The organism is Bradyrhizobium sp. B025, assembly GCF_042257955.1.
Lineage (GTDB): Bacteria > Pseudomonadota > Alphaproteobacteria > Rhizobiales > Xanthobacteraceae > Bradyrhizobium > Bradyrhizobium diazoefficiens.
Genome location: NZ_CP170150.1, coordinates 6,784,175 through 6,805,488 on the forward strand (window position 1 = coordinate 6,784,175; position 21,314 = coordinate 6,805,488).

Annotated in this window: 21 protein-coding genes; 6 read left to right on the forward strand and 15 right to left on the reverse strand. The window is 64.8% G+C overall.

Going from position 1 to position 21,314, the window contains the following annotated elements; translation table 11 throughout:
- Positions 1-16: 16 nt before the first annotated feature.
- The 6 genes from uxuA to ACE10W_RS31925 all read right to left on the reverse strand — a co-directional run bounded on the left by uxuA (position 17) and on the right by ACE10W_RS31925 (position 6,232).
- On the reverse strand, positions 17-1,207 hold the full coding sequence (gene uxuA / locus ACE10W_RS31900; protein ID WP_375762413.1) for a mannonate dehydratase: 1,191 nt from the start codon (positions 1,205-1,207) through the stop codon (positions 17-19).
- A 12-nt stretch (positions 1,208-1,219) separates the two neighbouring features.
- The gene (locus ACE10W_RS31905; protein ID WP_375762414.1) at positions 1,220-2,269 is read right to left on the reverse strand and encodes an L-idonate 5-dehydrogenase; all 1,050 of its coding nucleotides are present in this window, start codon (positions 2,267-2,269) and stop codon (positions 1,220-1,222) included.
- A complete protein-coding gene (locus ACE10W_RS31910; RefSeq protein ID WP_011089571.1) occupies positions 2,266-3,672 on the reverse strand; it encodes a TRAP transporter large permease in 1,407 nt (468 codons plus the stop codon). Before ACE10W_RS31910 ends, ACE10W_RS31905 begins: the two co-directional genes overlap by 4 nt.
- A gap of 4 nt (positions 3,673-3,676) precedes the next feature.
- The gene (locus ACE10W_RS31915) at positions 3,677-4,255 is read right to left on the reverse strand and encodes a TRAP transporter small permease (protein WP_375762415.1); all 579 of its coding nucleotides are present in this window, start codon (positions 4,253-4,255) and stop codon (positions 3,677-3,679) included.
- 108 nt (positions 4,256-4,363) lie between these two features.
- On the reverse strand, positions 4,364-5,323 hold the full coding sequence (locus ACE10W_RS31920; RefSeq protein WP_162603843.1) for a sialic acid TRAP transporter substrate-binding protein SiaP: 960 nt from the start codon (positions 5,321-5,323) through the stop codon (positions 4,364-4,366).
- Positions 5,324-5,410: 87 nt separating this feature from the next.
- Positions 5,411-6,232: a FadR/GntR family transcriptional regulator gene (locus ACE10W_RS31925; RefSeq protein WP_375762416.1), complete on the reverse strand. Its 822-nt coding sequence runs from the start codon at positions 6,230-6,232 to the stop codon at positions 5,411-5,413.
- Between the two features lie 144 nt (positions 6,233-6,376).
- Between ACE10W_RS31925 and ACE10W_RS31930 the strand changes: the two genes are divergently transcribed.
- Positions 6,377-7,861, forward strand: a complete 1,485-nt coding sequence (locus ACE10W_RS31930; protein ID WP_375762417.1) for a mannitol dehydrogenase family protein — start codon at positions 6,377-6,379, stop codon at positions 7,859-7,861.
- A gap of 100 nt (positions 7,862-7,961) precedes the next feature.
- On the forward strand, positions 7,962-8,369 hold the full coding sequence (locus tag ACE10W_RS31935) for a nuclear transport factor 2 family protein (protein WP_028174485.1): 408 nt from the start codon (positions 7,962-7,964) through the stop codon (positions 8,367-8,369).
- 67 nt (positions 8,370-8,436) lie between these two features.
- Here the strand turns inward: ACE10W_RS31935 and ACE10W_RS31940 are convergent, their stop codons facing one another.
- Entirely contained in the window at positions 8,437-9,153 is a 717-nt protein-coding gene (locus ACE10W_RS31940) for an HAD family hydrolase (protein ID WP_375762418.1), read from the reverse strand.
- A gap of 155 nt (positions 9,154-9,308) precedes the next feature.
- On the opposite strand from ACE10W_RS31940, the gene ACE10W_RS31945 reads away from it, so the two are divergent.
- Positions 9,309-10,160 (forward strand): SDR family oxidoreductase, encoded by an 852-nt coding sequence (locus ACE10W_RS31945; protein ID WP_375762419.1) that lies wholly within the window; start codon positions 9,309-9,311, stop codon positions 10,158-10,160.
- A 116-nt stretch (positions 10,161-10,276) separates the two neighbouring features.
- Positions 10,277-11,545, forward strand: a complete 1,269-nt coding sequence (locus tag ACE10W_RS31950) for a serine hydrolase domain-containing protein (protein ID WP_375762420.1) — start codon at positions 10,277-10,279, stop codon at positions 11,543-11,545.
- Between the two features lie 110 nt (positions 11,546-11,655).
- Here ACE10W_RS31950 and ACE10W_RS31955 read toward each other — a convergent pair whose 3' ends face one another.
- Positions 11,656-12,543 carry a dienelactone hydrolase family protein gene (locus ACE10W_RS31955; RefSeq protein WP_375762421.1) on the reverse strand — a complete coding sequence of 296 codons (888 nt, stop codon included), beginning with the start codon at positions 12,541-12,543 and terminating at the stop codon, positions 11,656-11,658.
- Between the two features lie 659 nt (positions 12,544-13,202).
- Between ACE10W_RS31955 and ACE10W_RS31960 the strand changes: the two genes are divergently transcribed.
- Positions 13,203-13,781, forward strand: a complete 579-nt coding sequence (locus ACE10W_RS31960; protein ID WP_011089582.1) for a MarR family winged helix-turn-helix transcriptional regulator — start codon at positions 13,203-13,205, stop codon at positions 13,779-13,781.
- Between the two features lie 13 nt (positions 13,782-13,794).
- Here ACE10W_RS31960 and ACE10W_RS31965 read toward each other — a convergent pair whose 3' ends face one another.
- Positions 13,795-14,745 (reverse strand): hypothetical protein, encoded by a 951-nt coding sequence (locus tag ACE10W_RS31965; protein ID WP_011089583.1) that lies wholly within the window; start codon positions 14,743-14,745, stop codon positions 13,795-13,797.
- Positions 14,746-15,567: 822 nt separating this feature from the next.
- Between ACE10W_RS31965 and ACE10W_RS31970 the strand changes: the two genes are divergently transcribed.
- Positions 15,568-16,338 (forward strand): response regulator transcription factor, encoded by a 771-nt coding sequence (locus ACE10W_RS31970; RefSeq protein ID WP_028175236.1) that lies wholly within the window; start codon positions 15,568-15,570, stop codon positions 16,336-16,338.
- Between the two features lie 214 nt (positions 16,339-16,552).
- Here the strand turns inward: ACE10W_RS31970 and ACE10W_RS31975 are convergent, their stop codons facing one another.
- The 6 genes from ACE10W_RS31975 to flhA are packed head-to-tail and all read right to left on the reverse strand — an operon-like array spanning position 16,553 to position 21,295.
- Complete coding sequence (locus ACE10W_RS31975; protein ID WP_011089586.1) at positions 16,553-17,011, reverse strand: hypothetical protein; 459 nt, start codon at positions 17,009-17,011, stop codon at positions 16,553-16,555.
- A complete protein-coding gene (locus tag ACE10W_RS31980) occupies positions 17,008-17,520 on the reverse strand; it encodes a flagellar biosynthesis protein FlgN (protein ID WP_375762422.1) in 513 nt (170 codons plus the stop codon). Before ACE10W_RS31980 ends, ACE10W_RS31975 begins: the two co-directional genes overlap by 4 nt.
- Positions 17,521-17,563: 43 nt before the next feature.
- Positions 17,564-18,043 carry a rod-binding protein gene (locus ACE10W_RS31985; protein WP_375762423.1) on the reverse strand — a complete coding sequence of 160 codons (480 nt, stop codon included), beginning with the start codon at positions 18,041-18,043 and terminating at the stop codon, positions 17,564-17,566.
- On the reverse strand, positions 18,040-18,459 hold the full coding sequence (locus ACE10W_RS31990; protein ID WP_028175234.1) for a hypothetical protein: 420 nt from the start codon (positions 18,457-18,459) through the stop codon (positions 18,040-18,042). Before ACE10W_RS31990 ends, ACE10W_RS31985 begins: the two co-directional genes overlap by 4 nt.
- 5 nt (positions 18,460-18,464) lie before the next feature.
- Positions 18,465-19,217: a flagellar biosynthesis protein FliR gene (fliR, locus tag ACE10W_RS31995; protein WP_011089589.1), complete on the reverse strand. Its 753-nt coding sequence runs from the start codon at positions 19,215-19,217 to the stop codon at positions 18,465-18,467.
- Complete coding sequence (gene flhA / locus ACE10W_RS32000; protein WP_375762424.1) at positions 19,214-21,295, reverse strand: flagellar biosynthesis protein FlhA; 2,082 nt, start codon at positions 21,293-21,295, stop codon at positions 19,214-19,216. Before flhA ends, fliR begins: the two co-directional genes overlap by 4 nt.
- Positions 21,296-21,314: the final 19 nt, after the last annotated feature.

Sequence of the window (21,314 nt, forward strand, 5' to 3'; positions counted from 1 at the left end):
GAAGCGCACCACGCCGTCACCGATGCTCGATCGCCCTGATGGCGCCGCGGAGCTCGGCGAGGCCGCGCAGGCGGCCGATCGCGGTGTAGCCGGGATTGGTGCGCTTGGTGGCGGCGAGATCGTCCAGCATGCGGTGGCCGTGATCGGGGCGGAACACGATTCTCTTGTCGGGCGAACGGCGGGCGTTCTCCTTCAGCAGCGCCTTCAGCACCGCGACCATGTCGACGTCGCCGTCGAGATGATCGGATTCGTAGAACGACAGGCCGTCCGCCTCGCGCTTGGTCGCCCGCAGATGCGCAAACGCGATGCGCGGGCTGAAGCGCTCGGCCATTTCAGGCAGATTGTTCTCGGGCCGCACGCCGAGCGAGCCCGTGCACAGGCAGATGCCGTTGGCCTTCGACGGCACGGCGTCGAACAGCGCCTGATAGTCGTCGGCCGAGGAGGCAATGCGCGGTAGTCCAAACAGCGGACGCGGCGGATCGTCGGGATGCAGGGTCAGCGAGACGCCGAGCTGTTCCGCAACGGGGATGACGCGCTCCAAAAACTCGGCGAGATGCTGTCGCAGGATTTTTGGCGTGATATCGCGGTACGTTTCGAGCCGGTCGCGGAATTGCGGGATCGTCATCGGCTCGGTTGTCGAGCCGGGCAGCGCGCTGGCGATGACCATGACGAGATAGTCGATGTCGGCCTGGCTCATCTGGTCGAACAGCGTTTTCGCGCGCGCTTGCTGCTCCGGTGAATACTCCTGCGCGGCGGCCGGACGCTTAAGGATGTGCAGCTCGAACGCGGCAAAGCGATCCTGGTCGAACCGCATGGCGCGGGCGCCGTTCGGCAGCTCCCATTCCAGATCGGTACGGCACCAGTCGACCACGGGCATGAAATTGTAGCAGATGATATTGATGCCGGAAGCGGCCACGGCCTCAAGGCTCGCGATCCACGCCTCAATCGACTTCGTCGCCTTACCGCCGAGCCGCTTGACGTCGTCAGGGATCGGAATCGACTCCACCACCGACCACGTCAGTTGCGAGCGGCCGGGCTGGCCGCGCTCGATGAAGTTCTTGCGCTCCTCGACCGCCTTGCGCGTCCAGGCCTCCCCGATCGGCACCTGATGCAGCGCCGAGACGATATCCGTCGCCCCGGCCTGCCTGACGTCATCGAGCGAGACCGGATCGTCCGGTCCGTACCAGCGCCATCCCTCTAGCATCATGGGTCCCTCCGATCAGTTCGCAGTCAGCACGACCTTGACGCTCTGCGAGCGGTCGAGCGCCAGCCGCAGCGCATCGGGTGCGGTCGAGAGCGGCCGCTCGGCCGTGACCAGCGACAGCACGTCGACGCTGCCGGCGCCGATCAGTTCCACCGCAGTCATGAACTCGAAGCCGAAGCGGAACGAGCCGCGCAGGTCGATCTCCTTCGCCATCACGGCGTTCGATGGCGTCGGGATCTGGCCACCGGGCAGATTGCCGATCTGCACCACGACGCCGCCCCGCCGGACGATGCCGATCGCACTGGCAAGGCCCGCGGCCGTGCCCGAGACTTCGAACGCGACGTCGTAGGGACGTGCCGCGGCCTGCGCCTTCAGGCCCTCTTCCCCACCCGATATGTTCTCGACATGAGAGGCGCCAAGCCGGCTCGCAAACGCGAGCGGTGCCGGCGCGATGTCGGCCACCGTGACGTCGGCCATGCCGGCACGGTGCGCGGCGAGCATGGTCAGAAGCCCGATCGGGCCGGCGCCGAAGATGATGCCGCGCTTGCCCTCGATATTGCCGGCGCGCGCCACCGCGTGCAGGCAGACCGCGAGCGGCTCGGCGAGTGCTGCCGCCTGATAGGAGACGTGATCGGGAATCTTGACGCATTGCGCCGGGATCGCGTCGAAGTAATTGGCAAAGCCGCCCTGCATGTGCGGGGTCTTCGACGCCGAGCCCATGAAATAGATGTTTTCGCAGAGGTTCGGCCGCCCCTCGCGGCAGGCGACGCAATGGCCGCACCAGCGCGACGGATTGACGGCGACGCGGTCACCGACCTTCAGGTTGGCGGCGGCGCCGGAGATCTCCACGACTTCGCCGGAGATCTCATGCCCCAACACCAATGGCGACTTCACCACGAAATCGCCGGTCCGCGCGTGGCGGAAGTAATGCATGTCCGAGCCGCAGATGCCGCCGGCGCCGAAGCGGATGCGCACCATGCCTGATGCGAGCTTGTCGAGCGGATGCTCGATCATGCGCAGGTCTTCGGGGCCGAACAGGGTTGCGGCGAGAGCAGTGGAGGTCATTTGGAGAGTCCCATGTATTTAGGCAGCCAGAGGGTCAGTTCGGGGATGTAGGTGATCGCGATCAGCGCGAGCATCAGCGGCACCAGCCAGGGCAGGATCGCCACCGTCGTGCGCTCGACCGAGAGCTTTGCCACGCGGGCGAGCACGAACAGCACCATGCCGAGCGGTGGATGCAGCAGGCCGATCATCAGGTTCAGCGTCATGATCAGGCCGAAATGGATCGGATCGATGCCGAGCTTGAGCACAATTGGCAGCAGGATCGGCACCAGAATGGTGATCGCCGCCGTGGTGTCGATGAAGCAGCCGACGAACAGGATCAGCACGTTGGCGAGCGCCAGGAACACCCATTTGTTGTGGGTGATGCTGAGCATCCAGTCCGAGAGCATCTGGGCGGCCTGCGACACCGTCAGCAGCCAGGCGAAGATCGACGCAGCTGTCACGATGAACAGCACCGAGGCCGTGGTCTCGATGGTGTCGAAAGTCGCCTTCGCCACCGTCTTCAGCGTCATGGTGCGGTAGCGCACGAGCCCGAGGAACAGCGACCAGATCACGGCGGCGACCGCGGCCTCGGTCGGCGTGAACCAGCCCAGCGTCATGCCGCCGATCAGGATCACCGGCGCCATCAGCGCCATCACCGCGGAGAAGTCGAAGTACCAGTCGATCGCGAGCAGCACGCCGAGCCCGATGACGACCGCCATGTTGGTCGACATGCCGGCAACCACCATCAGCCAGATCGCGAGCGGGAAAGCGAGCACGATGGCGATCTCGAGGCCGGCCGAGCCGAGCTGCGGCCAGGAGAACGGCGTGTCGCTGCCCCATTTGTTCTTGTGCGCGAAGTAGGTGACGGTGGCCATCATCAGAAGCGTCATGACGATGCCGGGAATGACGCCGCCCAGGAACAGTGCGCCGATCGAGACGTTCGCCATCATGCCGTAGATCACGAAGGGCAGCGACGGCGGGATGATCGGGCCGAGCGTCGCGGACGCCGCAGTGACGCCGACCGAGAACTCGGTCGAATAGCCGTGGTCCTTCATCGCCTTGATCTCGATGGTGCCGAGACCGGCGGCATCCGCGATCGCGGTGCCGGACATGCCGGAGAAGATCACCGAGCCGATGATGTTGACGTGGCCGAGGCCGCCGCGCATCCAGCCGACCAGCGCGACGGCGAACTTGTAGATGCGGCCGGTCACGCCGGCGATGTTCATGAGATTGCCGGCCAGGATGAAGAACGGCACGGCGAGCAGCGGGAAGCTCTCGACACCGGCGATCATGCGCTGCGCCAGCGTGACGTCGGGCGTCACGCCGCTGACCAGGATGTAGAGCAGCGACGACGCGGCCATGGCGATCGCCACGGGAACGCCGAGCAGCATCAGGAGGAGAAAACCACCAAGCAACAGCAGCATGACCTTACCCTTCAAAACCGTCGTAGGCGCCGGGACGTTCGAGGATCGAATAGCCCTGTCGCAGATGTTGCAGCGCCACCTGCACCGAGCGCACGAACATCAGCACGAAGCCGGCCAGCACGGCGTAATAGACGTAGTCCTTGGGAAGATTGATCGTGGTCATGGACTCGTCGCCGATGATCTGGATGTAGACCCAGACCAGCTTGATGGCGTAGCCGAAGAAGGCGATCCGGATCAGGTCGATGACCGTCGACAGCGTGCGCGCGACGAGATGCGGCAGATAACGGTAGATCAGATCGACCTGGATGTGCCGCGACAGCCGCACGCACATCGAGGCGCCGATGAAGACCACGCCGATCAGGCAGTAGGTCGCGATCTCCTCGGTCCAGGCATAGCTGTCGTTGAGGACGTAGCGGGTGAAAAACTGGAGGAAGACGGCGAGCGCCATCACCCAGAAGATCGCCAGCGCCACCCAGTCCTCGAAAGCGTAGATGCCGAGATCGACCTTCGGCGTCGCCTCCTCCTCGAAGGTGTGGGCGATCTCGTCCGCGGTGATCTGCCGGTGTATTTCGGCGGTCGACATGGGGTTACCTCTCTCCAAATCGTCGTTCCGGGGCGACGCGTCAGCGTCGAACCCGGAACCTCGAGATTCCGGGTTCTCGCTTCGCGAGCCCCGGAATGACAGCCACTGCTATTTGACTTCCTGAATCCGTTCCCAATCCGCCTTGCGGTAACCGAAAGTCTCGAACGCGACGTTCTTCAGCACGGTGTCGCGGAACTCGTTCTTGTCGACCTCGGTCACGGTCAGGCCCTTCTCCTTGAAGAAGGCGACCAGCTTGGCTTCGTTCTGCTTGATCTCCGCGGTCGCCTTGGCCGCGGCCTCCTGCGCCACGTCGGTGAAGATCTTCTTGTCCTCGTCGGAGAGCTTCTTCCAGAGCGCGCCCGCCACCACCGTATTGAGGTGGTCGACGATATGGCCGGTCAGGACGATGTGCTTCTGCACCTCGTAGAACTTCTTGGCCTCGATCGTGGTCAGCGGGTTCTCCTGAGCCTCGACGGTGCCGTTCTGGAGCGCGAGATAGACTTCGGCGAACGCGATCGGCGCGGTGTTGGCGCCGCAGGCGCGCGGCATTGCGAGATAGGCCGGAACGTCGGGCACGCGCATCTTCAGGCCCTTGAGGTCGGCGCAGCTCTTGATCGGCTTGTTCGACGAGGTCTGGCGCACGCCGTAATAGGTCACGGCGACGATGTGGTGGCCGCTCTTGTCCTCATAGCCCTTGGCGAGCTCCTTGAAGATGTCGCTCTTGGTGTAGGCCAGGAGATGATCGGCGTCGCGGAAGGTGTAGGGATAGTAGGTCACGCCGATCGGCGGGAAGCTCTTGGCCGCGAAGCTCGAGCCGGAGATGATGATGTCGACCGAGCCGAGCGAAAGGCCCTGGTTGATGTCGGCTTCCTTGCCGAGCTGGGACGCCGGATAGACATCGACCGTATAGCGCCCGTTGGTGCGCTTGCCGATCTCCTGCGCGGCCCAGACCGAAGCGGTATGGAACGGCTCAGAGGTCTCGTAGACATGGGCCCATTTGAGCTTGGTCTGCGCCATGCCGGCCTGGGTCGTTGCAAACATCGCCGCGGCCGAGACCGCGAGCATCATCGTCATCTTCTTCAACACTGACTTTTCCTCCATCGTTCAAGTCTGCTTCTTGTTCGCCCGCCTCCAAGGAATGCGGGCCGCCCAATCTCATCGCCGCCGCGCGCTGCCGCTCTTGGCTTGCTTCTTGGCCTGTTTTTCGGCCTGCTTCTTCGGCGCCCGCTCTGGTTTTGCCGGCGTTTCTGGAGATCGTGCCGAGGACGATCCTGACGCGGCCACGGCGCCGAAATTCTGCGCAAAGCGCTCCTGCGAGCGCGCCAGGTGTTTGCGCATCGCCTCGCGCGCGGCGTCCGGATCATGCGCGGCGATCGCGTCGCGCACGGCGCGATGCTCGTCGAGCGCGGTGCGCCAGGTGCCCGGGTTCTCGAAATAATGCGCAAGCTGCGCGAAATAGGGATTGAGGCGCTGGTCGAACAGCTCGCCGACCACGCGCACCAGGACGGCATTGCCGAGACTTCCGGCGATCGCGACATGGAAGGCGCGGTCGTGGACCATCGAGGCTTCGCCGGGGTGCTCGACATTCTCCATCGCGAGAAGCGACGCGTCGATGCGCGCGACGTCGTCCTTGGTCGCGACGCGCGCGGCCTGCTCGGCGATGGCACTCTCCAGGAATTCGCGGGCGCGCAACAGCTCGAACGGCCCCTCGATGACGGAAGCGGTCGCAGGCGCCGCAACGGCCGCGGGCTCGATCACATAGATGCCGGACCCGACGCGGATGCGCAGGCGGCCTTCGACCTCGAGCGCGATCAGGGCTTCGCGCACCGTCGGCCGCGACACCTTGAGCTGCTCGGCGAGCTCGCGCTCGGTCGGCAAGCGGCTGCCGACCGCGTACTCGCCGCTGTCGATCAGGCTTCGCAATTGATCGGCGACCTGGCGATAGAGCCGTCTCGCCTCCACAGCTTCCAGCGGCACGCTGGTCCTCCCCGAAAGGGTCGCGCGGGGTCGTCCAAACCCGCCGCCCGCCAATTTTGGATAATTGGCCTTACCAATTGACCGGAGCATTGACCGAGGACGGGCGCCATGTCAAGCAGCGGCCAAAGACAGGGAGAGACGACCATGCGCCATAATTCAACGCGTCTTGGCCGCGCCAATCTCGACCGGCTGCCGCCGGCCATCCGCCGCCCGGCCTATGACCGATCGCGCGTCACGCCCGGCATCGTGCATCTGGGCCTCGGGGCCTTTCATCGCGCGCATCAGGCCGTCGTCATCGACGATTGCCTTGCCACAGGCAGCGCATCCTGGGGCATCGTCGGCGCGAGCCTGCGCAGCCCGGATACGCGCGACGCCCTCGCCCCGCAGGATCATCTCTACACCGTTGCCGTTCGTGCCACTGAGGGCACCGAGCACCGCGTCATCGGCGCTTTGCTCGACAGCGTCGTCGCACGCGAGAACCCGGTGCGGTTGATCGAGCGGATGGCCGATCCCGCCATTCGCATCGTCTCGCTCACCGTCACCGAGAAAGGCTATTGTCATATGCCGCAGACCGGCGATCTCGACGAGCGGCATCCGGACGTCGTGCACGATCTCAACAATTTTGACGCGCCGCGCTCGGCCCCCGGCTTCATCGTGGCCGCGCTGGCGCGCCGCCGGGCGCAGGGGCTTGCGCCCTTCACCGTGCTGTGCTGCGACAACCTCGCCGCCAACGGCCACACCGTGCAACGGATCGTGACGCAGTTCGCGGCGCTGCGCTCGAAGGATCTCGGCAAGTGGATCGCGGATACCGCAGCCTTTCCCTCGACCATGGTCGACCGCATCGTGCCGGAGACGACGGATGCCGACCGCGATGCGGTGTCATCCGCGCTGGGCTTCCGCGACGCCTGGCCGGTGATGACCGAGCCCTTCACGCAATGGGTGGTCGAGGAACGCTTCGCGGCGGGCCGGCCCGATCTTGCCGCCGCGGGCGTCGAGCTCGTCACCGATGTCAAGCCGTTCGAGCTGATGAAGCTTCGGCTGCTCAACGCCAGCCATTCCGCGCTCGCCTATCTCGGCTATCTCGCCGGCTACGAGACCATCGCCGACACCATGCAGGATCCGCACTTCGCGCGTCTCGCCGCGCAGGTGATGGAAGAGGCCGCGGTGACGCTGACGATGCCGGCGAGCACCGACCTTGCCGCCTATCGCGCCTCGCTGCTCAAGCGCTTCGCCAATCCGGCGCTGCATCATCGCACCTGGCAGATCGCGATGGACGGCTCGCAAAAGCTGCCGCAACGCCTGCTCGGCGCGATGCGGGATCGCCTCGCCAAGAACCTGCCGATCGCGACGCATGCGCTCGCGGTGGCCGGCTGGATGCGCTACGTCACCGCGCGCGACGAGCACGGCCGCGCCATCGACGTGCGCGATCCCCTCGCCGGCGAGTTCGCAGGCTTGGCGCGCGAGGCGGGCCCTGTCGCCGAACGGCTCGCGCCCGCACTGCTCGGGGTCGGACAAGTGTTCGGGCCGCTGGGTGCCGAGCCGCGCCTGCGCGAGGCCGTGATCGCGGCGCTCGGCCGTCTCTATACGGACGGCGCGCGGCGGGCGGTGGAGACGCACGTTTCTGCGTGACCACAAACTGGGCAGTAATGCTGCACTGCGGTCCAAATCGAACGCAAAGTCGACGGAAGTCGCGCTTGATTTTTGCCTGTCATTGCCTCACCCGAGAGCCATGGCAAAGGACAGCAAGGTCATCGCCGCGAACGCGGCCTTCTACGCCGCCTTTTCAACGGGCGACTTCGCCGGAATGGAACAGATGTGGGCGGATGACGACGCCATCTCCTGCATCCATCCCGGCTGGCCTGCGATCATCGGGCGGGCGACCGTGATCGGGAGCTGGCGCGACATCCTGCAAAATCCGGAGCGGCCGCAGATCGTCTGCGCCGAGCCGCAGGCCATCGTCGACGGCGACTGCGCGCGCGTGCTCTGCATCGAGATCGTCGACGGCACCGCCTTGGCCGCTGCCAACCATTTTCGCCGCGTCGGCGACGACTGGCGCCTGGTTCACCATCAGTCGAGCCCGATTGCGCAGATTGTCGAGCAGGCTGAAGACGATAGAACGAGTCACCGCGTCCACTGAAGGCGGCAGGCCCGCCGGCCCGTTCTACTGTGCATGGGGTTGTTTTTCAGTTTTTTAGTTGGCGACCTCATCGAAGCCCCGACAGATCGTCCAGCACGAACCGCGCCGCGCCGAAATCATCGTCCCGGAAGAACATGCTGCGGGTTATCAGAACCGGGATGTTCGCCCGCGATGCCGCAATCAGGCCGTTGGCGGAATCCTCGATTGCGACGCAGTCGGAGGCCTCCAGCGTCAGCCGCGCCAGGACTTCGAGATAGACATCCGGCGCAGGCTTCTTGTAGCGGACGTCGTCACCGGCAACGATCGCATCGAAGTCCGCGGCCCAGCGCATCCCCAGCGCCCGCGACAGCAGCGCATCGATGTTGCCGTGCGAGGTGGTGGTCGCGATCGCAAGCCGCTGGCCGCGCGCCTTCGCCGCGGCGAGAAGGTCCGTCACGCCCGGCCGCAGCGGGCAACAGCCGGTCTCGATCAGCTCGGCGTAATGCGCGGTCTTGACGCGGTGGAGTTCGGCGATGTCTTCGTCTGACAATGGCCGGGCAATCCGCAGCCGGGCGAGGTGAGCGCGAATTCGCTCCTTGCCGCCTGTCACCCGCAGCAGGTCCTTGTAGACGGCGCGGTCCCAATGCCAGTCGAGACCGTGGCGGACAAAGGCATGGTTGAAGGCCTGCCGATGCAGTTCCTCCGTCTCGGCCAGGGTGCCGTCGACATCGAAGATCAGCGCGGCCGCGCGCCGGATCAGCTCCGCGGCGTCCAATGGCGCTATGGCGGTCGCTTCTGCCTGCATGATCGACGCTTCCTCATGACGTCTCCGTGACGAGCGATCATCGCCCGCACTGGCGGGCGCGTAAAATTGCAATATCTTTTGCCGGACCCAAAAATCCCTTATGAGCGGAAGCGCGCAGCTGGCGCGACGGGAACTCCGACCTGCACGGGAGAGGCATGCGGCTCTTCATTCTAGGCTTCGGCTACAGCGCCAGGCATTTCGTCCGCAGATTCGGCGGAACGTTCTCGCACATCGCCGGCACGGTGCGCGATCCCGCGAAACGGGATGACCTTGCAGGCATCGAGGTGCACCCGTTTTCCGGCAGCCGCCCGGCTCGCGAGACGGCCGAACGTATCAGCGACGCCGATGTCCTTCTCATCTCGATCCCGCCCGGCAGCGCCGGCGATCCCGCAATCGCGGCCTTCGCGGACGTGCTGGCGGCGGGCCGTCAGCGCAAGATCATCTACCTGTCCACGATCGGCGTATATGGCGATCACGCAGGCAGCTGGGTGGACGAAAGCACGCCGCCGCAGGCCGCGCTCGACCGCACACGCATGCGGCTCGCAGCGGAGCAGGCCTGGACGGATATCGGGCGCGGCGATGTCGCGATCCTGCGGCTTGCAGGCATCTACGGTCCCGGCCGCAACGCGCTGGTGACGCTGCGCACCGGAACGGCCCGGCGCATCATCAAGCCCGGACAGGTCTTCAACCGCATCCACACCGACGACATCGCAAGCGCGATCATGGCCGCGGTTCGTCACCAGGGCAGCGGCACCTGGAACGTCTGCGACGACGAGCCCGCGTCGCCGCAGGACGTGATCGCCTATGCCGCCCAGCTCATGGGCGTCGCGCCGCCGCCCGAAGAGGCGTTCGAGACCGCCAAGATGTCGGCGATGGCGCGCAGCTTCTATGCCAGCAGCGCCCGCGTCTCCAACGCGAAATTGAAGCGCGAGCTCGGCGTCACGCTGGCCTATCCGACCTACCGCCACGCCCTGGATGCACTGTGGCGCGCGGGCGAAGGACGATAGGGTCCACCTCCGACGCCTCCCAGACATGCCCTGCCTGCGCTTGACTTCGCCCCAGTGCGATCGTGATCTAGGTGCCGCGCGAGCCACAACGAAACGAGCTCGCCTTGGAGGATACAATGAAGAAGACGATCGCCATGATCGCGGCGGCGGCAGCCGTCATCGCATTCGGTGCAGCGCGCGCCGCACCGCTGCCCGAAGCCAATCCTGACGACGCCGGTTTCTCGAAGCAGGGTCTTGCACGGCTCGACAGTTTCTTCGCCCGCGAAATCGCCGCAAAGCGCGTGCCCGGCGCCGTCGTCGCAGTGGCGCGTGACGGCAAGCTCGTGCACTACAAGGCCTATGGCCTGCTCGATCCGGACAAGGGCACGCCGATGTCGGTCGACGCGATCTTCGCGCTGGCCTCGATGACCAAGCCGATGGCCGCAGTCGCAGGCCTGACGCTGATGGAGAAGGGCCAGTTGCCGCTCCAGGCCCGGCTGTCCGACTACTATCCCGGCTTTGCCGACATGAAGGTCGGCGTTCAGCAGGCCGACGGCTCGCTCAAGCTCGAGCCGCAGGCCTCGCCGATCTTCATCCACGATCTCTACCGGCATACGTCCGGATTGATGTATGGCGGTCGCCCGGACAGTTCGAGCCCGGTGGCGCGGCAATACCCTGATGGCGTCGCGCCGGCGATCGAAGGCGACACGCAGGCCTTCATCGACCGCATCACAAAGCTGCCGCTGGCGCATCAGCCCTCGACCGAGTTCGAATACGGCTTTTCGATCGATGTGCTCGGCGCCGTCGTCGAGAAGGTGAGCGAACAGCGGCTCGGCGACTATCTCGCCGCCAATGTGTGGCAGCCGCTCGGCATGAAGGACGCGACCTTCCACCCGACCGACGCGCAGCGCCCTCGCCTCGCCCGCCCGTTCGCCAACGATCCGCTGACGGGGAAGCCGCAAGCCATCAAGCTGCTGGACACGCCGACCAGGTTCGACTGCGGCGGCACCTGTTCGTTCGCGACGGTCGGCGACTACATCCGCCTCGGGCAGATGCTGCTCAACGGCGGCGAGCTCGACGGCCAGCGCATCCTCGGCCCGAAGACCGTGCATCACATGACGACCAACCATCTCGGCCCCGAGATCAAGAACAACGTGGCGGTCATCGAGCCGCATCGCGCCGGTTTCGGCTTTGGCCTCGCGGTTGCGGTCCGCACCGGAGAAGGGGTGTCGTCGGTCCCCGGCAACCCCGGCGAGTTCACCTGGAACGGCGCGTTCGGAACGCAGTTCTTCTGCGATCCCAGGGAGCGTCTCGTTGTCGTGGTGGGAACGGCGGCGCCCGGTGAGCTCAGGAAATACTATCGCGAGCAGGTCCAGGACATCGTCTATGGCGCGATGGTGAAGTGAGATCGGCACGCTGAAACAGAAAGGGCGGCCGTGCGGGCCGCCCTCTTGAATTGCTTGAGCATGATCTTGTCGGAAAACCGCTGCACACTTTTCCGGATCATGCTCCGGCGTCAGCTCAGGACGCCATATTTCTTGAACCAGTCCTCGGCCTGCTTCCAGGCATCTTCCGCGGCGTCCTTGCGGTAGCTGCCGCGGTAGTCGGCATGGAAGCCGTGCGGCGCTTCGGGGTAGATCTTGAATTCGGCCGTCTTCTTGTTCTGCTCGAGCGCCGCCTTGAGCTGCTCGACCTGCGCAACGGGAATGCCGGTATCGGCGCCGCCATAGAGGCCGAGCACCGGCGTCTTCATCTCGGGTGCGAGCTGGAGCGGGCTCTTCGGCCACAGTGGATTGGCGGGGTCGACCACCGTCCCATAGAAGGCGACACCCGCCTTGAGAGTACCGCCGTGAGCGGCATATTCCCAGACGGTGCGCCCGCCGCGGCAGAAGCCGATGATGCCGAGCTTGGCGGTATCGCCGCCCTGCGATCCCGCCCACGCCACCGTCGCGTCGAGATCGGACAGCAGCTCGGCGTCCGGCTTGGCATTCACGACCGCCAACAGGTCCTTGATGTCGGTCACCTTCGTCAGGTCGACGCCCTTGCGGAAGTAATAGTCGGGCGCGATTGCGAATGCGCCGAGCTTGGCCAGGCGCCGCGTCACGTCCTTGATGTATTCGTGCAGGCCGAAAATCTCCATCGCCACGATGATCACCGGCGCCTTGGTGTTGCCGGCGGGGCGGGCGAAATAGGCAGGCATCTCCTCGGAGCCGACCTTGATCCTGGCGTCGCCGGCCTGGAGGCCCTTGGTATCCGTCGCGATCACCTCGGCACGGACGGGACCTGCCGCAAGCGTGTAGCCAGCGGCGACGGCCGCGGTCGCGCTCATGAATCCGCGGCGCGAGACCGGGGCAACTTTCGTCAGCCCGACGACGTCGGACGTCATGATCGTTTCGAAACTCATCAGTCTATTCCTTCCTGCTGCCTGGTACCCCCGGGGGCGACGCATTCGCCAATAGTTGCCGAGCAAACGCAAATCACCAGCCTGCGAGCATGCGGTCTTCAGGCATGTCCCTGACGCCGCTCCCCCATGTCCTGCATGAGCTGAATCGAGATGATGCCGCTGGCCGGCGATCGTCCGCGCAAGGCCACGCGCAAGCTTTCCGGATTTGATCGTGTGCCCGATTTAACCGCGTGGCTGCGCTGCGGCGCAACATCCATTAACCGAAAATAGGGGTTCTTCCGCCGCGCCTCACGCGGTCAGAAGCTGCAGACACTCCGCCCCCTCGCGCAATTCGAAACGCTTCGCCGCAACAAATGGGCTGCATGGTGGCCGCAACGACACATCATGTTGCCGGGATGTTGCGCGCTATCGGAATCCCGCACGCGAGCCGCCGTCATTTGACTGAAATTTTCAGAAGAGTTGAGCCGCGCGGTTTACTCGAACTTTCTTTGTGACGCTCTAGTTCCACGGCCGGAAGTTCCATCTCCGGAAACGGAGGACGTCATCCCAGTGGGCGCGCCGTCCGACCAAGGATCGCCCGCGGGTTTCATTCTCGTCCACCCCGATTGCGCTCCCCCGAAGGCTCAGTTGAATAAAGCTTTATCCGACTTGGAAGTGAAATGAATTTGGCTCGCGAATCGATTGAACTGTTGGAGCAGGTCGCACGAATCCTCTGGTTCGAAGGCACCAAGCACGGCTTGCGCGATCGCGAGTGGATGGCGCTGCGCTTCCTCTCCCGCGCCAACCGGTTTTCCCGCACGCCGTCGGCGCTCGCGAGTTACGTCGGCACCACGCGCGGCACCGCCTCGTTCATCATCGGCGAGCTGGAACGGCTCGGCTATCTCGAGCGAAAGCGCTCGGCCAAGGACAAGCGGTCGGTGATGCTGAGCGTTACGCAGCCGGGCAAGAAGTTCCTGGCGCGCGATCCCGTCAACGTCCTCGTCGAGGCGATTGCTGTGCTCGACGACGAGGCCAAGATCCGCTTCCGCGACGCGCTCCGCCACGTGCTGGACCAGTCGGACGCGGCCGAGCAGCGGCACCATACCGACGTCTGCAAGCGCTGCATCTTCCTCCGGGAAGATCGCACCGCGGCGGACGGCAAGACGACGGTCGAGTTCAGCTGCCGCCTGTTTCGCGCGCCAATCGCGGAGCCGGAGGTCGATCTGCTATGCACCAGCTTCGAGCATCACCGCCAATAGAGGCGGCGCTCGATCACGGCGTTGCCTTGCGCGACGAGTAGATCACGCCCCCGCTGGATTCGACCACAAGGCGCCCGTTCTCGTTCCGGATCTCCTCGATGCGGCCAAGGCCGGGCACCTGCTGCCCCAGCACGGCCTCGATGACGCCGTTCGGACTTTGCAGGATCGCAATCCCCTCATAGGCCTGGCGCACCGACCAGCCCTTGACCACCTTCCGCGGCACTGATGCGCGCTCGGAGGGAGACACCGAGCCCGTGACCTCGGGCGCTGCGAGCGAAGCCATCATCGGCGCGGCCTGCGACGACGGCTGCGATTGCGCCACTGTCGGCGCCGGAGCCTGGGCTTGCGCCTGGGCGAGCTTGTCGAGCTTGACCGTCGAGGACGAGCTCACCCGCTCGATGCGGTCCAGATTCTCGGCAAACCTGCCGAAGCGATCGTTGGTCGCCTTGCTCGATTGATCGACCGCGGTGCGCAGGCCGTCGAGATTTTCGGACACGCCCGACACCTGCTTGCGCAGCTGGGCGACCGTCTCGCGCAGATTCCTGATCTCCGTATTGGCCGCGACATTGTTCTGGGCGGGCTGCGTGGTGAGATAGGCGATCACACCGGTGCAGGCGCAGACCACCAGGATGGCGGCGACCGCCAACGTTGCGAGCGGCGCGACCCAGGTCGGACGGGGCGGCGGCGGCTTGGCCACGATCACGGCCGGCTTCATCACGACCGGCGCGGGCTTGGGTATCGCCATCTTGTCGAGGCGCGCCTTGGCGCGAATGCGCTTCAGCCCCTCGAGCGCCTCTTTCGCCAGCGCTTCGTCGCTCGCCGCAGCCGACGCACGCTTTGCGCTCGCGGCAGGCTTGGCCGTTTGCGTCGCGCTGTCCCTTGTATTGCGTGGCTCCGGAGCCGGCTTCGCCGCCGAGGAAACGTCAGCGGTCTCGTTGGGACGAGCTTTTCCATCGGACAACATGCGAGAATGCTCCGTTCGGTTAGATCTATCGAACGACGAATTTATTTGTCGAAGCTTGCCCGAAACGTGCGCATCGAAAACTTTTCATCACGCACGATGCGACGTCGCATGAGTCAAACGCGTCACGCACGTGGCGAGAGTGCGACTCGAAAGACACACCCTCGCCAAGATTTCGCCAAGCTGGAGTCGCCTCGCCACACATGAGTCGAATTGTCGCATGTGGAAAACCGGTGGAGAGAGTCAATCCGGGGTTGAAAACCCCTCCATACGCCTACCCCGCAGCACCACCCGAAATAGCTGTGATTATACGGGGATGCGGAACTATAGATCCGTCACGGTGCAAAACTAGTTCAAGATCCAAATCAACTGATGCGATTGAATATATCAAGAAACAACTCGAAACAAACCAACAGCATCAAACACACATAGCAATCGCTTTGATGCGCGCGCTTGATCGGAAATCGGCAATTGTTACGGTCCTATCCAAGTGATTCTCGCCAGTTGGCGAGGAGATCGGCAAGGTTCAGTAGCGTTCGGACGCGATAAGCAACTTGGCGCAACTGTTCTAGGTCGCTGTCTCAATCCGCTCCGCGAGGTGATCCGTAAGACACCCGCCGAGCCTCACGCAGTAAGCGTTCAGTATCGAGTCGAAGTAACAGGCCCGCGGAAAACGCAGGCACTGAATGCGTAGGGCTGCCCGCGAATATCGAAACCATAACAACGGTTCGCGGGATGGAAATATCGTCAAACAGCATGGTCGCCGAGCCGGGCATCACAACAACCAACCGGCCGCGATAAGTGCGAAACAGGGGCGAAAGACTGATGTATATTATCGTTGATGATCGTGAGAGCGTCACGAACAGCTACGTTGGAGGGCTCGTTCGCGAAGGCGTATCGTCGATCGGCTTCTCCTCCGGAGAATTCTGGGACTGGCTGCAATCTGCGAGTGAATCGGACCTGGCAGCGGTCGACGCCTTCCTCCTCGGGGATTGCGACGCCCGCGGAAGCCTGCCGCGGGCGATGCGCAAGCGCTCCTCGGCTCCCATCATCGCCATGAGCGGCCAGAAGATGCTCAAGAACACGCTGGAGCTGTTCGAATCGGGCGTTGACGACGTCGTGTACGTGCCGATTCACCTGCGCGAGATACTCGCCCGAACGGCCGCGATCGCGCGCCGCCGGGTGGGCGAGTTGCCGAGACCCTGCGAGACCAGGATCCAGGTCTTCTTCAACGGGCGCGACCCCGAGATCGCGGGCCACGCCCTCACCCTGCCCCGCCGTGAATTGCGTATTCTCGAATATATGGTCAGCAACCACGGCAAGTGGATCACCAAGACGCAGATCTTCAACGCGGTCTACGGCATCTTCGAGTCGACCTTCGACGAGAGTGTGATCGAGAGCCACGTCAGCAAACTGCGCAAGAAGCTCCGCGACCGCCTCGGCTTCGACGCGATCGTGGCCCGGCGTTATGTCGGATACCGCCTCAACATCCCCGCCGGCGAGACCGTCGACGTGCCGATGCAGGAGCTCGACGAGGTCGGCATCCTCCTCAACCGGGCGCACATCGCCCCGGCGGCCTATCCGGCCGGTAACTGACGCGGCTGAGCGCTGCCGCGAAAAACGACAACGGCCTCTGCGGAGCACCTTCGCAGAGGCCGTTGTACCTTCAGCGGCTGAGACGGCAGAACGCAAGGCCCCGAGGCGCGAGGCGCCGCCATACCAAAGCGCTGCGAGATCGGGGGCGCGCTTTGGTTTCCAGGTCGAGCACGATCCTTCCGGAAAGCCGCTTCGCGCCTGTCCGGACCGTGCGCTAGGGTTTCTGCTGGAATTCTTCCTTCGAGACGTAGTTGAAGTCCTCGACCAGGACGTCCTGGACGACGTCGGCCTGCATCCGCTCGTTGACGCGCTGCTTGATGCCCGTCGTGAGGATGGAGAGGTCGTAGCGCGCGAGCTTCCTGAAATCGAGGCGGTCGTCGGCATAGATCCTGCGGAAGGCCTCGTCGACGACGAACGGCTCTGGCGGAACGTTGAGCTGGTGCATGGTCCGCGCCTCCACGGTGTAGACGAAGCGCGCGACGATGTAGCCCTGCACATTGCCGTTCTCGACCATGGGCACGCTCAGCGCCCGCGTCTTCTGGTATTGGAGCCCGTCGAGATATGCGTCCTTTGCCGGCAGCAGGCTGCCGTTTTCCTTCCAATAGGCCACGGCGTAGCTCGTGCCTGCCGTGAGGATGCAGACCCAGAGCCCGGCAAGCACGAGTCTGATCATTTTCCGTCCTGCGTTGCGCGACCGGTATAGGTGCCGTCCGAATCGGCATCCTTGATTGCCTTGACGATGATGGTCGCGACCTCGCGCACCGCGTCGTAATGCATTTCGAGGATGGAACGATTCCGCTCCAGCTTCTCGCGCAGCCGCTGGACCTCCTCGGTGATCTCGACCTCGCTGCCGAGATGCATCCGCGCCCGCATCAGGCGGACGAACTCGAGCATGCTCCGGCTCTTGCGGGCGCTGAAATCGTCGAAATCGATCTTCTTGCCCGTCGCGAGCGCAACCGTCTCCTCCTCGACGATGCTCTCGAGCCTGCGGATCGCCGCCAGCAGGCCGCGCACTTCGTCCGCTCTCGCCGCCTCGGCCCTGTCGACCACCGCCTCGCCGCCGACATTCGGCAGCAGCACGGGCAACAGCGCATTGCTCGATGCCGCTTCAGCCGTCATCGCCTCGGCGTCCACGACCGGCTGCTCCATCACCAGGACCGCCGCGCCTTCTTGTGCCTGCATTGGAAATTCACCCCTCAACTTCTGTCACCCATTCCTCGGATCATCATCCGGCCTTCCCCGTCACGTCCGGCCCCGCCGGATGCGCGCCGGCAAGCTGCCTCGCAATGCCGATGCCCTTACCCTTCGCGAGCTGGTTGCCGAGTTGCTCCGCCAGCATCGACTTCCAGACGCTGCCGGCGGTCCCCTTGCCGAAGAGTTCCTCGGATTCCTTCGGCAGCATCGTCTCGACGAAGGTCTGGAGGATGAACGCCTCGAACTTCCGATAGACCTCGCCGGACGCTGGCGCCTTGATCACCTGCACCGGCGCCCCGTTCACCGCACCCGACTGCGCTTCGGAAACCTTCGCCGCGGATTGATCGGCACCAGCCGCCGCGGCCTTGCCGGCCTCCGCGTCCATCGTCGCGGCGAAATCGGCGGCGGATGATTTCAGCGCATCGAGCTTCGCGGTCGCCGCGCGTTGCGTCACGGGATCGGCGGCCTCGATAACGTCGAGAACGAGGTCGGGTGTCGCTGTCATGATCATGTCTTGTTCCGGCTGGCTGGCCGTGGCGTCCACTCGCGCACGGTGAGGCTTGTTCCCGTCATCTCCTCGAGCGAGCGCTTCTCCGCCTCGCGAAGCTTGTCCGCGAGCGCCGCCTTGGCGACTTCCTCGAGCTGTTTCACGCGCCGGCTCTCCGCACGAACCTGGTCGAGCTGCCGCGAAGCCTGCTCATTCACGGCGCGCGCGCCGACGCTCGTCCTGTTGAGGCGCCGCGCGATCGACGCGCTCGACGACCCCGCCGGCGGCTTGCCCTCGTTCAGCGCCCCGACCAGCCATTCCTGTTCGTCCTGCAGGCTGCGCTCCTGCTGCCGCAAGTGCGCGAGCTGCCATTCGGACAGCCGGAGCTGGAGCTTCACGAGCGAGACCATCCGACCGAGCTTGTCTGCGCGCGACCTCATGACGGTCATTCCGACAGCCAGGACGAGACGCCCAGCATGAATTGCGTCAGGAGCTCGTCGCTGGTCAGATAGAGCAGCAGGAAGCCGCCAAACAGCACGAACGGCACGGAGATGAAGTAGACGGGAATCGCCGGCGTCAGCTTGTTGATCAGGCCGACCGCGAGGTTGACGATGACCGAATAGACGATGAACGGGCTGGCGATCCGCAGCGTCAGCACGAACGCCTCCGACAGGCGGCTGACCAGCTGGTCGAGCGCCATGCTGCCGCCGAGCCTCGCACCGGGATGCCAGACGTCGTAGGAGTTCATCAGCCCGCGCAGCACCTGCCAGTGCTGGTCGGTCATGAAGAACAGCGTGGTGACGGACGCCATGATCAGCGGCACCAGGGCCGGCGCCGGATCGGTGTCGCCGATCGGCGTGCCCGGGATGTTGCTGAGCCCGATCGCGCTTGCCATCACGGTCGCCATGGTCTGAAGCGCCAGGAAGAACACGCGCCCGCCAAGGCCGATGACGCTTCCGACCAGGACCTCGGAGCCGATCAGGAGTGCCAGCGTCAGCGGCGCCGCTTGGTCCGTCAGAGGTTTCAGGACCGCGATCAGGATCGGCGTCAGTGCAAACGTCGTGACGAGCGCGATGAACAGGCGGACCTGGGCCGGAACGTTGACGCTGGAATAGCCGGGCACGAACATCAGGCAGGCGCCGATCCTGCAGAACACGATGAAGGTCACCAGCACGCTGTCGGCGAGGCTGCTGATCACGATATGGCTCCGAGCGCTCTGATCTCGGCGCTGCGCGCGACCTCCACATGCGACAGGACCGGCAGTGTCGGGAACACCCGTTCCAGGATCATCCGGACATAGGGACGGGCCTCCGGGGTCACCGCCAGCACCACGCTGGTGCCGTTCTCGGTGAACTTGCGGATCGCGGCGCTGGCTTCCGTCGCGAACTGCTCGATCAGGCGCGGATCGGCGTCGAATTCGACGACGTCCCCCTTGGCGTCGCGCTTCAGGCTCTGGTGGAAGGCGAGATCCCAGCGATTGCCGAGGCGGACCACGTTGAGCACGCCGCTTTCGGAGAGGTCGCCGCAGATCTGCTGGGCAAGCCGCGTGCGGACATGCTCCGCCACCTGTTCGGAGCGCCGCACATGGGGCGCGATCTCGGCGATCGCCTCGAGGATCAGGTGGAGATTGCGGATCGAGACGCGCTCGGCCAGCAGGATCTTCAGGATCGCCAGCAGGCCCGAATAGGAGATCTGTGACGGGCAGAGATCCTCGATCAGGCGCTTGTATTCGGGATCGAGGCGGTCGAGCAGCGCGCGCATGTCCTTGTAGGACAGGAGCTGGGCGAGGTTCGCCCTGATCACCTCGCTCAGATGCGTGAGCAGCACCGACAGATTGTCGACCGGCTTGCAGCCCTGCCGCTTGACTTCGTCGGTGAAGGCTTCCGTCACCCACAGCGCCTTCATGCCGAAGGCGGGTTCGATCACCTCTTCGCCGGGCACGTCGGGCTTGCCGTCCTTGTCGACCAGCACCAGCACCTCGCCGAGCCTGAGCTCGCCATGCGCGACGCGGGTGTCGTGGATCCGTATCTGGTATCCCTTGGGATCGATCGACAGATTGTCGGTGAGCTTGATCTCGGGAATGACGAAGCCGTATTGCTTGGCGAACTTCTTGCGGATCTTGGCCACGCGATGGCTGAGCTCGGTGCGCGATCCGAGCAGATGAACCGAAAGATGACCGCCGAGCGCCAGCTCGATCTCGGCGGTCTTGAGCGATTCCTTGACCGATTCCTTGGCCGCGGTCTGGGCGCGCTCGTCGGCCTTGCGCGCATCCTCTTTCCGATCCCGCGCCGCCTGACGCCTGGGCAGCGTGTAGCCGACGAAGGCCATGACGCCACCGAGCAGCACGAACGGCGCCATCGGCAGCCCCGGCATGATGGCGAGCACGAACATCATCAATGCGGCGGCCGACACCGCGCGCGGATAGCCGCTGAGCTGCCGCAGCACGGCCTGCTCCGCCGAGCCCCTGGTGCCGCCCTTGGAAACAAGCAGGCCCGCCGACAGCGACACGATCAGCGCCGGCATCTGCGACACCAGGCCATCGCCGACAGAGAGCTTCGTATAGACGTCGGCGGCGCGCGACAGCGTCAGGCCGTGATGGGTGACGCCGATGATGATGCCGCCGAAGATGTTGATCGCGGTGATGATCAGGCCGGCGATGGCATCGCCGCGGACGAATTTCGAAGCACCGTCCATGGCGCCGAAGAACGCGCTCTCCTCTTCGAGCTCGCGGCGCCGGCGCTGGGCCTCCTTGTCGTCGATCAGGCCCGCGGACAGGTCCGCGTCGATCGCCATCTGCTTACCGGGGATGGCGTCCAGGGTGAAACGGGCGCCGACTTCCGCGATACGCGTAGCACCCTTGGTGATCACGACGAAATTCACCGTGACCAGGATCGCGAAGATGATCAGGCCGATGACGAAGTCGCCGCCCATGACGAATTTCGAGAAGCCGGCGACGACATGGCCCGCGGCCTGTTCGCCCTCCCCGCCGCGCGACAGGATCAGGCGCGTGGTCGCGACGTTGAGCGCCAGCCGCAGGATCGTTGCGATCAGCAGCACGGTCGGGAACGCGGAGAAGTCGAGCGGCCGCTGGATCCACAGCGCGACCATCAGGATCAGCGCCGACAGCGCGATCGAGAACGCCAGGCCGAGATCGATCAGGATCGGCGGTATCGGCAGGAACAGGATCGTGAGCATGGCCACGATGCCGCCCGCAAAAAAGGCATCCGCCCCGAGTCGTCGCGGGTTTGGCAGGCTAGCAGCTAACGTATCGGCCATGGGTCACCGGCAGAGGGTC